6 protein-coding genes are annotated in these 14,996 nt (G+C 75.9%); all 6 read left to right on the forward strand.

Annotation, left to right across the window (positions count from 1 at the left end; all coding sequences use genetic code 11):
• Positions 1 to 296 precede the first annotated feature (296 nt).
• The 6 genes from ACZ4FH_RS27310 (at position 297) to ACZ4FH_RS27335 (ending at position 14,971) form a co-directional block, all read left to right on the forward strand.
• Positions 297 to 1,037, forward strand: a complete 741-nt coding sequence (locus tag ACZ4FH_RS27310) for a peptidylprolyl isomerase (RefSeq protein ID WP_467308108.1) — start codon at positions 297 to 299, stop codon at positions 1,035 to 1,037.
• Between the two features lie 452 nt (positions 1,038 to 1,489).
• Positions 1,490 to 2,350: a DUF4132 domain-containing protein gene (locus ACZ4FH_RS27315; protein ID WP_385115734.1), complete on the forward strand. Its 861-nt coding sequence runs from the start codon at positions 1,490 to 1,492 to the stop codon at positions 2,348 to 2,350.
• Positions 2,347 to 7,512 carry a hypothetical protein gene (locus tag ACZ4FH_RS27320; RefSeq protein ID WP_467308110.1) on the forward strand — a complete coding sequence of 1,722 codons (5,166 nt, stop codon included), beginning with the start codon at positions 2,347 to 2,349 and terminating at the stop codon, positions 7,510 to 7,512. The genes ACZ4FH_RS27315 and ACZ4FH_RS27320 overlap by 4 nt, the downstream gene beginning before the upstream one ends.
• Positions 7,509 to 8,750 (forward strand): ATP-binding protein, encoded by a 1,242-nt coding sequence (locus tag ACZ4FH_RS27325; RefSeq protein WP_467308111.1) that lies wholly within the window; start codon positions 7,509 to 7,511, stop codon positions 8,748 to 8,750. The genes ACZ4FH_RS27320 and ACZ4FH_RS27325 overlap by 4 nt, the downstream gene beginning before the upstream one ends.
• Before the next feature lie 3 nt (positions 8,751 to 8,753).
• The gene (locus ACZ4FH_RS27330; protein ID WP_467308112.1) at positions 8,754 to 12,935 is read left to right on the forward strand and encodes a DUF5682 family protein; all 4,182 of its coding nucleotides are present in this window, start codon (positions 8,754 to 8,756) and stop codon (positions 12,933 to 12,935) included.
• Positions 12,932 to 14,971, forward strand: coding sequence for a hypothetical protein (locus ACZ4FH_RS27335; RefSeq protein ID WP_467308114.1), 2,040 nt, complete (start codon positions 12,932 to 12,934; stop codon positions 14,969 to 14,971). Before ACZ4FH_RS27330 ends, ACZ4FH_RS27335 begins: the two co-directional genes overlap by 4 nt.
• The last annotated feature ends 25 nt before the right edge of the window (positions 14,972 to 14,996 follow it).

A 14,996-nucleotide genomic window follows, 5' to 3' on the forward strand; every position in this document is an offset into this window, starting at 1 on the left:
TCGGCACCCGCGGGCACCGGGCCGGATCCCTGGGGGTGCCGACGGTGTTCCGGGTCGGTCTGTGCGCCGGGCCGGGCCGGGACAGGTCGTACGGCACCGGAACGGGGCGGTCGTACGGCACCGGAACGCGGCAGGGCGTACGGCACCGAAACCGGGCGGCGCGTACGGGAATCGGCCGGTCCGCGTGGCCGAAGGCCGTCAGGCGGATCTGGCCGACAGGCGGGTTCTCGCCCGTCGGGTCGCGCCCTAGACTGCGACCGCTCCGAAACCGGACGATCTTCTGAAGGGTGTGCACCATGGGACGAACTCTCATGACCGCGGTGGTCGCCGCGGCACTGGTGGTGTCCGGGGGCGGCGTCGCCTCCGCTTCCGGTTCCGACTCGGCCTCCGTCACCCCGCCGCGCACCACGCACGGTCCGTGCCAGTACACCGTGACTCCGGACGAGCCGGCGGCGCGCCGGGTTCCCCTGCCGCGCGATCCGCGGCACACCCCCGCGCACGGCACCGTACCCACGACGGTCCGCACCAGCCAGGGCGCGCTCCCGCTGCGGCTGGACCGGGCGAAGGCGCCGTGCACCGTGCAGAGCTTCGTGCACCTGGCGCGGCACCGGTTCTACGACCGGACCGTGTGCCATCGGCTGACGGCGTATCCGACGCTCAAGGTCCTGCAGTGCGGCGACCCCAGCGCCACGGGCGAGGGCGGACCCGGCTACAAGTACAAGGACGAGCTGCCCGTGGACCTGCCGACGGTGCCGGGCGACACGACCGGGACCCGTCGCCTCTACGGGCGCGGCCTGCTGGCGATGGCCAACGCCGGTCCGGACACGAACGGTTCGCAGTTCTTCGTCGTCTACGGCGACTCCGTGCTGCGGCCGGACTACACGGTCTTCGGCACGGTCGGCCCCGACGGCCTGAAGACCCTCGACAAGGTCGCCGCCGGCGGCATCGTGCCGACCGCGGAGGATCCCGCGCCCGTCGACGGAACGCCCGCGCTGCGGACCGAACTGTTCAGCGTCCGGCCGTCCCACCGGTTCTGACACACGGGGCCCGGCCGGCGCGTCCCGGCCCGCGTACGGGCGGGCGTCCCCCCGGCCGGGTCCTCCACCGGGGCCCGGCGGTCGCCCGACCCGGGCCGGGCCCGGGGTTTGCGGGCCGGCCCGTGACGTCCCCTCCCGGCCGGCCGTTCGTCACGAGCGTCCGGCCCGTTCAGCGTCCGGTCGACGGACGCGCGGCCCCAGGGCACGGTGCGTCACCGTCCCGCCCACCTCACCCCGCCCCGCGCCCCGCGACGCCATGCTCGCGCTCGCGCGATCCGCGCGGTCGGTTCGCGTTCACGTAACGGTCGTGGACCGGTCCCCGTCCCCGAGATCCGCGTTGTCAGTGGCGGCACCTAGAGTCTCTCTCACTCGTCACGGTGTGTTGCCGCCGACGGGTTTCATCAGCGTGCCGCCGGTCCGGCGGCCGTCGGGAACGACGGGGAGAACAGCGCATGGGGTGGGTTCCTGCGGGCGACTACGAAGTCGCCCTGGAGGCGGGCAAGGTGGTCTGCCGCAACGAGAAGGGCCGACGGCTGAAGTCCGTTCCGGCCAAGCTGAAGGACGATCCGGCGGTCGTCGGCCTCCGGCAGCTGACCGAGTGGCTGACCCGGCACGAGCAGCGGTGCCTGACGGACGTCGAGCAGTGGATGGTGCGGTCGCTGCCCGTTCCCACGGCCGTGCTGGCGCGGGTCTGGCCGGATCCGGCCTGGCAGGAGGCGCTGCGGGACACGGTCGTCACCGGAGCCGACGGGGGCGTCGCCGGATTCCTCCGTGATGTCGACCCCGACCGCGGACTCGGCCTCGTCGACCTGGACGGCGACACGGTCCGCATCACCCCGGACGTGGTCAGCGTGCCGCACCCCGTGCTCCTCGACGACCTGGAGGACCTGCGCGAGTTCGCGGTCGAGCTCGGGGTGAGCCAGAACGTGGAGCAGCTGTTCCGCGAGGTGTGGCACCGGCCGGAGGGGCTGGCCCCCGACACGACGTCCGTGGACACGTACGCCGGCGGTGCGTTCAAGGAGCTGCGCTTCCTGCACGGCCGCGCCACCCAGCTCGGCTACCGGGTCCGCGGTGGATACGCGGTGTGCCCCGTTGTCGAGAACGGGGCCACCGCGGAGGCCCGCATCTGGATCGGCGAGCACGACGGCTACGACGCGTACGACACCGAGACGGGCCCGCTGGGCTGGACCGATCCCACGGGACGCGCGCTGACGGCGGCCGAGGTCGGCCCCGTCGCGTGGTCCGAAGGCATGCGCATGGCGGCGGCGCTCTACGCCGGCCGCGATCTGGCGGACGAGGAGCGGGCGGCATGAGCACCACGACGACGAACACCCACGCGACCACGGCGGCCGCCGTGCCCTCGCCCCGCGGCCCCCTGGGGGAGCCCCTCACCGAGGCCCGCGCGACGGCCCTGCTGGACGCCGGAGCGATCCTGCCCGCCGGCACCACCGACCGGGACGACGCCGACACCCTGACGGCACGCACCTACACCCACACGGCCCTCGGCGACCGCCCGGTGGTCCGGCTCGTGCCCGGCACCCTCGGCGAGGCCGAGGACCTGGCCCTGGACTTCCTCGGCCTGGCCCGGACCACCGAGGCCCCCGTCGTCGGCCAGGTCCGCCGGGAGACCCTGGGCTTCCCCGCCTGGGCCCTCGTCAACGACCCGGCCAACGGGCACCACGCCCTCGCGCTGGTCAAGGACATCGAGCGGCTGGGCCGCCAGGCCAAGACCCGTGCCGGAGCGGCCAAGGACGGCTTCGACGCCCTCGGCACCCGCCTCGGCCGGGCCGTCCCCCACTTCCTCCCCACCTACTACGAGCAGGTGGCCCGCCTCTTCCTCCAGGCCGAGAACACCAGCTACGCCGCCTCCTTCTTCGGCAAGGCCCGCGAGGCCGAGCGGGTCCACGGACTCGCCGTGGACGAGGACCGGCAGCGGGCCGTCTTCCTGGAGTTCGCCTTCGCCGGCGCGCTGACCGTCAAGGCGCTGCGCCAGTACGTGCGCGACCTGGTGGCCCGGCTCGCACCGGAGGACGCCTGGGCCCAGTTCCGCCGTCTGCTGGTCGAGCGCTGCGCTGCCGGCATGCCACCGTACGCCGCGCTGCCCCAGGACGTACGCGCACTCGTCAAGGCCGCGGGGCTGGACCGCGAGACGGCTGAACACGACCTGGTGGCCGACTTGATCGACTCCCCGGGCGTCGTCCGCGCCCCGGCCTCGTTCTGGACGGCCTACCGGCCCGCGCTGCTCGCCCTCGCCCGGCAGGACGCCGCCGTACGGGCCCGGCTGCTCGGCTTCTTCCCCGAGACCTTCAGCGAGAGCGGCAAGGACATGGAGGGCGAACGCGGCTGGCTCGCACTGCTCGCCGAGTCCGGCGCCGAGGACCTGCTGACCGCCCTCCCGGACGCCCCCGAGGGCGAGGACCCCGCCACAGAACGGCCCGTCTCCCCGGCGGACTGGCTCGCCCGCTGGGAAGCGCACCGCCGCCGCAACCGGGCCACGGCCGGCCGCAGCCCGCACACCCTCGAACTCGCCGCCCGCATGGCGGACCGGCTGCGCGCCGACGGACGTCCCGTCGAACTGTTCCAGGGCCGCTGGCAGCGCAACGCCGATCTGGACCTCCTCGACCTCTGCCTCGCCTCCGGCGTCCCCGTCGCCGAACCGGACGACCTGGAATCGGACCACGCGCAGAGCTCCGGTGTCCCCTTCGTCCCCTGGTTCACCGACACCACGCCCGGCGCACGCGACCTCGGCGCCGTCGCCGCCCACCCGGTCTTCCGCGCCCTGCTGCGCCGGACCGTCGGCGCCATCGGCGGCCATCGCGGCCAGGGGCTCGGCGCCGCCGGCATGACGAGGCTGGCGGAGCACCCCGTGCTCTCCGAGATCCTCAAGGAATGGCTGACGGCCGGCGCCGAGGAGTACCGGACCGCGGCCGGACTTCCCGGCCTGCGCGTCGCCCTCCGCAAGCTCTCGGCCTTCCGTGCCGTGGCCGCCGACGTCGCCCCCGAGGCGGTGCGCGTCATCAAGGAGCGCGACGTCCTGCCCGTGCTCGCCACCACCCTGCGCACCGGCATCCTCGACGAACTCGGCTGGCCGGCCCTCGACGAGACCTACACCGAACTGATCGCCGAGACCGAGACCGCGAACCGCAGGAACCACGGATCGCAGGGCGTCCGCATCACCGGCGCCTGGCCCGCGCTGATCCTCAGCACCGCGGAACGGGCCGTCGTCGTCGGCCCGGAGGGCGTCCTGCTGCACCACACCCTCCAGATCCCCGGCCCCGCCGACCAGTGGCGCGCGCTCGCCTTCCGCTACGTCGACGGCGAACTGCTCGTCATCTGGTGGGACGAGGGCAAGCAGCGCGGCTACTGGTCCCACCGCCCCACCGAGATCTTCACCGTCACCGGCGAACAGACCCCCCGCTGGGGCGGCTACGGCTCCAGCGCCGAGGTCTGCGTCCCGCTCCCGGGCGGAGGCACCGCCACCGGCGGCAAGGCCCTGCACGCGGGGGACACCGTCCTCCCGCCCCAACGCCCCGTCATCTCCGACGGCACCGGTTACTGGCGCGAGGGCCGTCAGGGCACCCAGCAGGTATGGCTGGAGTACGACCCCGCCACCGGCACGCACGGACGCGCCTCCCTCCCCGCCTTCCTCGGCTCCGCGGTGCGCGACGGATCCCGGCTGCTCACCGCGGAGTGCGAGGTGCTGCCGCTCCAGCCCGGCCTGGAGACCACCCCGTTCGGCACGGACGGCACGATCCTCGGCCGCTGGGTCCGCCGCACCGTCACCGAACCGGGCACGGCCGACCCCGCCGACGGGCACCGCATCGTCGCCGGCACCCCCGACGGCCGGACGGTCACCCTGCCGCACCCGCTGCCCGACGGCACCTCTCCGGTCCCGCTCGGTGCCCTCGCCCTGCCCGGCGGCGCACGCACGGTCGTGGCGCTGAACCAGCGCACGGTGCAGGCCTATCCCGCCGACACGGACGGCACCGGCGGCACCCTCTGGTCCGTCAACCCCGGCACGTTCGGCAGCGACGACGCCGTCGGCACCCCCTACCTGCCCCCGCTCGCCTACTGGCACGTGCTGCGCCCGAGGGACGAGCAGGGCTCCGCCGCGCTGCGCGCCCTGACGGACGCCCGAGCGGAGGAGCTGTTCGACGCGGTCGCCGAGGCGGTCGTCCGCCACCGCAAGGCGGTCCGGGACACCGACGAGTACACCGGGCCCTCGGCCGCGGAGATGAGCAGGGAAGCCGTCGCCCGACTGCTCCCCGAAGTGACCGACCCCCGGCTCCTCACGGGCGTCGCCGCCTTCGTGTGGACCGCCGTCGACCGCTCGCTCTCCGCCCTCCGGTTCGTGGAACCGCCCGCACCCGTGCAGCCCACGACGCCCCGGGACACCGCCCGCACCAAGGGCATGTTCTTCGACCGCGAGCCCGAGCACGCCGACGACGAGACCCTGCGCAACGCCTCCGCATGGGGCCCCGACCGGATGTACGGCGGCTGGTGGGGCGGCGGGAAGCGCTGGAGCGCGATCCAGCAGATCCTCGCCGTGAACCACGTGTTCGGCGGCGCGCCGGCGTTCGGCCCGGCGATCTCCTCCAAGGTCCCGTTCACGCCCACGGACGGCTGGCAGCGGGACGAGCACACCGTGCCCGGCGACGCCATGGCCTGGACCACGGTCCTGGACCTGCTGCCCGAACTGGCCTTCAGGGCCGCCTCGGAGACCACCCTGCCCGAACACCGCGCCGGGCTCGTGGAACTCCTCGACACCCTGGCCGCGGGCCCGCTGGCCGGCCCGGCCGGCACGCTCCGGCGGATGGACCTCGTCGAGACGGTGCCCGCGGCTTCCGGGTCCAGCGGCCGGCCCGAGTCCGCCCAGCGGCTCGGACACGTGCTGCGCAAGGGCGACCGCACGATCGTCATCGTCGCCGACCGGGGCCGCTACTACTGGAGCGAGGAGGTGCGCTGGCTCGCCCTGGAACACGACCCGAGCGGCGCCTTCGGCCCCGTCCCCGGATTCACCCTGGACCGCGAGCACGTGTACCGGCACGGGATCTCCCGCGACCGCCTCACCCGCTGCACCTCCCTGATCCGGGAACAGGGACCGGCCCCCTGGCGCCCGGAGGCCGCCGAGGCCTTCCACGAGGCCACCGGGATCGGGGCCCTCCAGTCCGTCGCCCTGCTGTCGGCGGCCATCAGCGAGCCCGGCGCCGACGCGCTCGCGCTGCTCGGGGCCAAGACCCGTGCCTTCGAGGCCGCGCGGTCCAGGGTCGAGGCCCTGCCCCACGAGGCGTCGCACGCCGTGATCCGGGCCCTGCTGCCCGCGGACCCGGCCGCGCTCTGGGCCGGCGGCCCCGACGTCCGGACCGCCGCCGACGTCTGGAAGGAACGCCTGTCCGCCCTGGTCCGCGTCCCCGAGGACCTGGACCTGGATCTGTCGGGCACCACGCACGGCGCCATCGACCTGATCCTCAACACGGGCTCCCGGAAGTGGCTCACCCGGAGCACCGAGGCCGACGACGGCACCGCAGGCAAGGGACTGCTCCGCGTCGGCGCACGGAGCGAACCGACCTCCGCGTACACGGCGCTGCGCGCGCTCGCCTACGCCCTGCCGTACGGGCACCCGCTGCGCGCCCACCTGCCCGTCGCACTGGCGGCGCTGCGCGCCCGCCTCGCCGACCCCGCCCTGGTGCTGGAACTCGGCATGGACTGGACCGAGTCGGGAGGCTCCATCGGCCCCGTGGTCCGCGCCGCCTACGGACTTCCCGAGTCCGGCGGCGCCGGTTCCGACGGACTGGTCCGCGCCGGCGAGGCACTGCTCCTGGCCCCCGGCCACGGGGACAGCGAGAAACTGCTGATCCGCCCGGCCGGTCTGACGGGCCCCGACGATCCCGCGTTCGGCCTCGTCGAGGGCACGGTCGGCGGTCACGGCACGGAGGACCTGCACGCCCTGCGCGCCCTGCTGGGCAAGGAGGCCGACGCGATGGTCTCGGCCGGTGCCCCGGACGGCACCCCGCACCACCCGGCCCAGGACCCCACCCGCACGGTGCCGGAGCTGGTGACCGAGGCCGCCGAAACCCTCGGGCTGAGCGCGGACGCCGCCGCCCTCTACCTGATGCTGCTGGCCCTGCCCGACCCCACCGACCGCAACTGCGTGCGCTGGACCGGGTGGAAGCCCGCCCGCGTCAAGAAGGCCCGCGCCGAACTCGCCGCCACCGACCTGGTCGTGGAGGCGAAGCGCTCCCGGGCCGGCCGCAGCCTGTTCCTCCCCTGCGGCTGGCTCGAACGGTCGGCACCCGGACTGCCGCTGGAGACCTGGAAGGAAAGCCTGTATCCCGTGGCCGGCTCCTCCCGGACCCTCCCGCACCTGTCCGTGCCCGCGCTGTACGAGACGGCCTGGGCCCGCGTCCGGGGCGGCGACGCCCCCGGCTTCGAGGAACTGGACACCCGCGCGTCCCGGAAGGGCCGCCGCCGATGACGCACGACACCACCGCCACGACCGACACCACCAGGAACGGCACCCCTCCCATGAACGGCACCACCCCCACGGACGGCGCCCCCGGCCGGGAACAGCACCGCCAGGTCACGCCGCCCGAGGACCGCTACGCCACCGAGCTGGCCTTCCTCGCCGCCCACGACACCGGACCCCGGCCGCCCGGCTGGCTCCTCACCCCGAGGGCCGTCGTCACCTTCGTCATGGGCAGCGCCGGCGAGGCGCTCGGCCTGCCCAAGGGGACCCGGCCCGCGGACGGCATACCCGCGCGTCTCGTCATCGAGCAGAAGTTCGTCGGCGAGCGCGCCCTGGTCGAGCGGTGCGTGGTCACCCTGGCAGGGGAACGCGGACTCCTCCTCGTGGGCGAGCCCGGCACCGCCAAGTCCCTGCTCTCGGAGCTTCTCTCGGCGGCCGTCTGCGGGACCAGCGCGCTCACCGTGCAGGGCACCGCGGGCACCACCGAGGACCAGCTCAAGTACGGCTGGAACTACGCGCTGCTGCTCGCCCAGGGCCCCACCGAACAGGCCCTGGTGCCGTCGCCGGTGCTCACCGCCATGACCGGGGGGGCCGTCGCCCGCGTCGAGGAGATCACCCGCTGTCTGCCGGAGGTCCAGGACGCCCTGGTGTCCCTGCTCTCCGAGCGCCGCATCGCCGTGCCCGAACTCGCGGGCGGCCCCGGGGCCCAGGTGCACGCCGCGCCCGGGTTCACCCTCATCGCCACCGCCAACCTGCGGGACAAGGGCGTCTCGGAGATGTCCGCCGCGCTCAAGCGCCGCTTCAACTTCGAGACCGTGGGCCCCATCGGGAACGTGGACGCGGAGACCGCGCTCGTACGGCGCCAGGCGAAGGCCGCCGTCGAACGCGTCGGCGCCGCCTACCAGGTGGACGACGCGGTCCTCGAAGCCCTGGTCACCGCCTTCCGGGACCTGCGCGAGGGCCGCTCCGTGGAGGGCTGGGAGGTCGAGCGCCCCTCGACGGTGATGAGTACGGCGGAGGCCGTCTCCGTGGCGGGCGCCCTCGGGCTGGCCGCCGCCTACTTCCCCGGCGACCGGGACGTGCTCTCCCTGCTGCCCGGCCATCTGCTCGGCGTCGTCCGCAAGGACGACCCCGCGGACGCCGCCCGGCTCCTGGGGTACTGGGACGGCCCGGTCCGCAGGCGCGCGGAACAAGGGACGGCCACCTGGCGCGCCCTGTGGGACCTGCGCGCGGTGCTGGAGAACTGACGGATGAGCCAGTCGTTGACGGCCGGGCCCGCCGTTCCCGAGGCCGCGGTGGCGGCGCTCGCGGCGACGGGCCCCGGGGCACCGTTCCTGATCGGTGTACGCCACCACGCGCCCTCGCTGGCGGCGGCGCTCCCGGCGCTGCTGGACGAGGCAGCCCCGGATGTCCTGCTCGTCGAACTGCCCGGCGAGTTCCAGCCCTGGCTGGGTCTCCTCGCCCATGAGGAGACCCGGGCCCCGGTCGCCCTGGCCGCCGTCCCCGTCACCGGGGCCGGACCCGGGGCACCGGGCGAACGGGGCCCGGCCTTCTACCCGTTCGCGGACTTCTCGCCCGAACTGGTGGCGTTGCGCTGGGCGGAACGGAACGGTGTACCGGCCGTGGCCTGCGATCTCCCGCTGGCCGACCGGGCCTGGGCGGAGGGCGGTTCCGCCGCCCCCGCCCCGTCCCCCGCCCCCGAGACGGCGGCTGCGGAGGGTGACGGCCTCACCGACGCCCTCCGGTCCGGGCTCACCGGCCGCGACGGTGACGACCTCTGGGACCGCCTCGTCGAGGCCCACGCCCCGGGCTCGGCACCGGAGTCGATCCGTCGTGCCGCGCTGCTCACCGGCTGGGCGCTGCGCCGCGAGGCGGAGGCCCGGGACGGGGTGTCCCGTACGGACCGGGCGCGCGAGGCCCGGATGCGCCGGCACATCGCCGAGGCACTGGCGGACGGCCGGCGGCCCGCCGTGGTGGTGGGGGCCTTCCACACCCCGGCCCTGCTGCCTGCCGGTACGGACGCGCTGACCCTGGCGTTCGACGGGACCGAAACCCCTGCGTTCGACGGGCTGGGGACCTCGACGTCCGACGTGCCGGACATCGGACCCGAGCCGTACGGGACCGGCCCAGCCGGCGACCCCACGGCCGGGCACCCCGCCGGAGGCCCGCCCGGGACGGCCGCCCACGATCCAGCCGTCCACGAGTCGGCCGCCCCCGAGCCGGCCGCCCCCGAGCAGGACGTCCGCACGGACGGCCCCGCCGGGGACGCGGCATGCACGGTCTCCCTCGTCCCGTACACCTACGCCCTGCTCGACTCGCGCTCCGGATACCCGGCCGGGATCCGGGACCCCGAATGGCAGCACACCGTCCTCGACGCCGCCGGGGACCCGGCCGCGCTGGACGAGGCGCTGGTCCGTACGGCGGTGCGGGTCTGCGCCGCGTTGCGGGAGCAGGGGCATCCCTACGGTCCGGCGGACGGACGCGAGGTCGTCCGGGTGGCCGGCGATCTGGCCCGGCTGCGCGGACTGCCCGCCCCGGGACGCGGCGAACTCCTGGAAGCCGTGCAGACGGTGCTGGGACGCGGCGAGACCTACGGCACCGGACGCGCTGTCGCCCAGGCACTCGAACGCGTGCTCGTCGGGGACCGCACGGGACGGCCCACACCCGCCGCGCCGCGCGGCGGCCTGGGACCCGCCGTCGAGGCCGAGACCGAGGCCCTGTCCCTTCCCGGGCCGGACGACGCGCACGCCAAGCAGCCGCGCGACCTCCGGCTCGACCCGGCCCGCTCCGTCCTCGACCGGCGCCGCGAACTGCTGCTCCGCAGACTCGCGGTGTGCGGCATTCCGTACGCCGAGGAGCAGGGGGTGACCGGTGCGGCGGGCACCGAGGGGATCACCACGCGCTGGCAGGTCCGGTGGACCCCCGCGACCGCCGCGATGCTCACCGCGGCCGGGGTCCGCGGCGTCACCCCGGCCCAGGCGGCCGAGGGCACGCTGAGGCAGCGCCACGCGGCCGAGCGCGGGGCGGGCGGCCCGACGTCCGCCGAGGTCGTCCGCGGCCTCACCGACGCCGCCGAATGCGGGCTCCCTGTCCTCGCCGACGAACGGCTCACGGAGCTGGCGTCCGTGCTCCCGTCGAGCGGCACCCTGCCCGAACTCCTCGCCGGACTCGCCCTGCTGGACCGCATCGACGCGGGCCACCTGCCGGTCACGGCCGCACCCGACGACGTCCGGGTGCCCAATGACACAGACACGGACACGGACACGGAGGCAGACACGGTCCGGGTCGGGCGCACCGGCCGGACGGTCGAGATCCTGACCTCGGCCGCGGTCCGCCAGGTGGAGGGGCTGACCGGTTCGGAGGAGCCCGAGGACGCCCGTGCCCTGCTCGAACTGGCCCAGCGGGCCGACCGGCTGGGCGGGATCCGGCTCACCGCCGCCCTCGCCCGGCTCGCCGCCGACGGCACCCCGTTGATCGCGGCGGCCGCCGGAGCGATCAGGGTGCTCATGGGCCACGAGGACGCCGAAGCCTTCGGCGGACGCGTCGCCTCCTGGGTGGACGGCGCCGTGGACAGCGCCTCCCGGGCCGCGCTCACCGCCCGCCTCACCGGCGTCCTGACCGTGGCCGGCCCGCTCCTGACCGTCGTCGGTGACGCCCTGGACCCCTTGCTCCGACGGGTCGTCGAGCTGGACGACGCGGCCTTCCTCGCCCGGCTGCCCGCGCTGCGCGGCGGCTTCGACACCCTGAGCCCGGCCGCCCGCGACCGCCTCCTGGACATGGTCGAGGAACGCCTCGGCGAACGGGTCGGCACCCTCGACGCGGACGACCCGGCCGAACTGGCCCGCCGCACGGCCGCCGACCTCACGGCCCGTATGCTCCTCGCCGCCCTGGACCTGCCGGTCCCGCCATCCCCGGCGGACACGTCGGCGGACGACCCGCACGCGGCGGCTCCCGGTCCGGGCTCGCCGGAGGGACTGGCTCCGCCGGATGCGCTGGATAGGCCGGATGCGCCGGACGCGTCGGCAGGGGAGCCGGGCACCGGCACCGTGTCTGCGGGCACGTCCGGTTCAGGGGCATCGGCCGGCTCGCCGGTCACCGGGGGTTCGTCCGGCACATCGGCGGAAGGGCCGCGCGACGGCACTGCGGCCGAGCCCTCGGGGACGGCCGACTCGCCCGCGGAGACGTACCTTCCGGGTGCGCCGGGGACGGCGGCGGCCACCGGTACGGGCGACGAGGCGTCGCCCGGCGCGACGTCCGGCCGGTACGCCGGACCGGACCGAGGGGGAGCGCGCGTGAGCGAGGGCGGCGCGGCGCGGGCGCTGGTGCCCGCCGACCGGTGGCGGCTGGTGCTCGGGCGCAGGTCGGAGCAGATGGCGGCGGGGGCGGCCCGGCTGGCGACCGCGTTGGACGAGCTGTACGGCGCGGGACACGGGGAGGGCTCCCGAGGCGGTCTGCCGGGGGCCGGCCGGCCGGGTACGCGCGGCGGACGGGAACCCTCGTTCCCCGGGGTGCGCGAGTGGTCCGAGGAACTGGCCGCGCTGTTCGGCCCCGGTGTCCGGGAGGAGGTCCTGGCCGCCGCGGCCGGGACGGGACGGCAGGACGTGCTGACGGAGCTGGACCCGGCTGCCGCCACCCCGTCCGTGGAACTGCTGCGGACGATCCTGCGGTACGCCGGCGGGCTCCCCGAAGCCAGGATCGCCGCGCTCCGGCCGCTGGTGCGCCGACTGGTCGAGGAGCTGACCCGTCAGCTCGCCACCCGGCTGCGGCCCGCGCTCACCGGCTCGATGACGGCCCGGCCGACCCGCCGCCCGGGAGGCCGGCTGGACCTGCCGCGCACGCTGCGGGCCAACCTGGCGACCGCCCGGCGGACGGCGGACGGCACGGTCCAGGTGATCCCCGAGAAGCCGGTGTTCCGCAGCCGCGCCCGCCGGTCGGCGGACTGGCGGCTGATCCTGGTCACCGACGTCTCCGGATCGATGGAGGCGTCCACGATCTGGTCCGCGCTGACCGCGTCCGTCCTGGCGGGCGTGCCCACGCTGAGCACCCACTTCCTGGCGTTCTCCACGGAGGTCGTCGACCTCACCGACCATGTGCACGACCCCCTCTCGCTCCTTCTGGAGGTGAGCGTGGGCGGCGGCACGCACATCGCCGCCGGGCTGCGGCACGCCCGCAGTCTGATCACGGTGCCCACACGCACCCTCGTCGTGGTCATCAGCGACTTCGAGGAGGGGGCGCCGCTCGGCGGTCTGCTGTCCGAAGTGCGTGCCCTGGTGACCACCGGCTGCCATGTGCTCGGATGCGCGAGCCTCGACGACGCCGGCCGGCCGCGCTACTCGACGGGCATCGCCGGGCAACTCGTGGCCGCCGGGATGCCCGTGGCGGCGCTCAGCCCGCTCGAACTGGCCCGCTGGATCGGGGAGAAGACCGCATGACCGACATCCTGCTGCCTCCCGTCGCACCCGAGGTGACGGCCTCGCTCGTGGAGGACCTCTCGCCCCGGCTGCGCAAGCGCCTGGACGCGGCGGTCGCCAAGCTCGCCGCCCGGCCGGTGCACCGGGACGGGGACACGGTGACCGTCGTGGTCGACGACGACACCGAGTTGCGCCTGCACGCCCCCGGCGGCTTCGTGGCCACCGCGGACGCCATCACCTGCGGCTGCCTGCTCGCCCCCGCCTGCGTCCACCGCGCCGCCGCCGCATCCGCCGCCCCCGCGGCCGAACCGACGGAAGAACCGGAGGAGGAGCCGACGGCGGATTCGCCTCGGGGATCGGAGGGGGAACCGACCCAGGGAGGGCAGACGCAACCGCCCCAGGGACAGGAAACGGGACCCGCCCAGGGACCGGCGACGGAACCAGGGACGGAGCCTTCGGCCCCTGCGACCGCCGCCGACGCCGCACCCCATACGGTGCCCGACCCGGCCGCGGAGTCCGCCGCCCCGTCGGCCGGCCCCGCCCCGAAGCCCAACGGCCCGCCGGCCGTGGACGGATCGCCCCCGCCCCCCGCCCCGGACGCCACTCCCGGCACCGACGCGGCGACCCCCGCGCAGCGCGAGGCGGCCGCCGCTCTGTGGTCGGCCGGGGCCGCCGTGCTGGAGGCGGGGGTCGACGGAGCCGGCGCCGTCACGCAGGCGGTGCTGCTCCGCGCCGCGCACACGGCCAGGCTCCGGCAGCTGCACCGTGCCGCCGGCGCGGCGATCTCCGTCGTCACGCTGCTGCGCGCGGCGCGCGCCGGGGACCCGTCCTACCGCACCGCCGATCTCGTCACGGCCCTGGGCGAACTCCTGGGCACCGCGCACCGCGTGGGCCGGGCGACCGGGGCGGAGCTCGCCGCCGTGCGCGGCCGGGCCCGCCGCCCGTACAGCCCGGACGGCTCACTGCGCCTCTACGGACTGTTCACCGAGCCCGTGGTCACCGACTCGGGACACGGCGGCGTCCGCACCTGGGTCGCCGGAGCCGACGGCCGCCTCTTCACGGTCGGGGACGTGGCACCGGGCGGCGTCGGGCGCGCCGTGGGTGTGGCGGACCGGGCCGTGCGCCTGGGGGACAGCGCGGTCACCCACCGGGAGCTGGGCCGGGCCGGTCTGGCCGTCTCCGGGGCGACGGTCTCGCCGGACGGCAGACTGGGCGCGGGGAAGAACGTCAAGGCCGTCACCGCGCGGGGCGTCGCCTGGACGGAGCCGCCGCTCGCCGCGCTCTGGCAGACCCCGCCGGCCCGGCAGGCCGCCCGCGCCCTGCGGTCCACCGCCCGCTACACCGATCCGGCCGGAGGAGGCAGCGATCTGCTGTTCCTGGACGTCGAACTGCTCGGCGCCGTACAGGAACCGGCCGGTGCCTGCCTGCTCGCACGGTGCGAAGGGGGAGGCCCCGTCCTCCGGCTGACCGTGGCCGACGACGACCCGGCCCTGGCCCACCGCGACAATCTGACGCTGCTGGCCTCCGCGCCGGGGACACGGCTGAGGATCATCGGCCGGATGGTCCCCGCCCTCCACCCCCGGCTCGCACTTCTCGCCTGCTCGCACCCCACCGGCGACGGCACGGTCGACCTGGGCCTCGACCGGCTGCGCCGCGCCGACATCCCCGCCCAGGCCACCGCCGTACCCACGGCGCACGGCCGGTCCGCCCCGGCGCACCACGGCGCGACCGACACGCACTCGCCGCTGTATCTCCTGGAGCGCCGTGTGGAACAGGCGGTCACGGCGGGGCGTGCCGCCCTCGGGATGCTCGGCGACCTCGGGGACGAGACGCGCAGGATCCGGCGCGGCGGGCTTCCCACGGCCGCCGGTCTCCTCACCGCGCTCGGGGCCTCGGCCGCCGAGCGGGGACGCGACTCCTTCGGACGGCTGCTGCCCGCCGACACCGACGGCTTCGCCACCCACTGGCTCGCCGCCGCCCGGTACACGGCCGCCGTGTCCGAGGCCCTGTGTTCGGCGGCCTGGGATCCGGAGCCGGCCCTGGAGCGCCCCGCGTAGCCCGGCCGCCGAGGGGCGGCCGGAC

It is taken from the genome of Streptomyces sp. NPDC024555 (assembly GCF_055559335.1).

Bases quoted from the DNA above. Each gene is read 5' to 3' on its own strand.
- ACZ4FH_RS27310 (WP_467308108.1), top strand. From the start codon at position 297: ATGGGACGAACTCTCATGACCGCGGTGGTCGCCGCGGCACTGGTGGTG.
- ACZ4FH_RS27315 (WP_385115734.1), top strand. From the start codon at position 1,490: ATGGGGTGGGTTCCTGCGGGCGACTACGAAGTCGCCCTGGAGGCGGGC.
- ACZ4FH_RS27320 (WP_467308110.1), top strand. From the start codon at position 2,347: ATGAGCACCACGACGACGAACACCCACGCGACCACGGCGGCCGCCGTG.
- ACZ4FH_RS27325 (WP_467308111.1), top strand. From the start codon at position 7,509: ATGACGCACGACACCACCGCCACGACCGACACCACCAGGAACGGCACC.
- ACZ4FH_RS27330 (WP_467308112.1), top strand. From the start codon at position 8,754: ATGAGCCAGTCGTTGACGGCCGGGCCCGCCGTTCCCGAGGCCGCGGTG.
- ACZ4FH_RS27335 (WP_467308114.1), top strand. From the start codon at position 12,932: ATGACCGACATCCTGCTGCCTCCCGTCGCACCCGAGGTGACGGCCTCG.